Raw genomic sequence first — 219 nt, 5'->3', positions numbered from 1 at the left:
CCATTGGCGCTGGAGGGCTTAACGGTCGTGTTCGGTATGGGAACGCGTGGTTCCCCTCCGCCATCGCCACCAAACGGATGACATGACTTAACTTGAAAGAAGGTTTCCGGGGCCCCCGAAAAGTAATCGGTATAAGCTGCAACGCTTATCTTCACTTTTTGGGGACTGGTTACTCTTTCAAAACTGACAACGAGTAAGCGATAAACTGCCAAGTTTATC

General features: G+C 49.8%; 1 rRNA gene. It reads right to left on the bottom strand.

Features of this window, described 5'->3' with window-relative positions:
• Window positions 1-74: ribosomal RNA gene (gene rrf / locus MRBLPE1_RS33275) — 5S ribosomal RNA — on the bottom strand; the annotation flags it as partial.
• Window positions 75-219: the final 145 nt, after the last annotated feature.

The sequence above is a fragment of the Paenibacillus sp. LPE1-1-1.1 genome, assembly GCF_040676435.1.
Classification (GTDB): Bacteria; Bacillota; Bacilli; order Paenibacillales; family Paenibacillaceae; genus Pristimantibacillus.
This window is presented reverse-complemented; position numbering and strand designations above follow the sequence as displayed.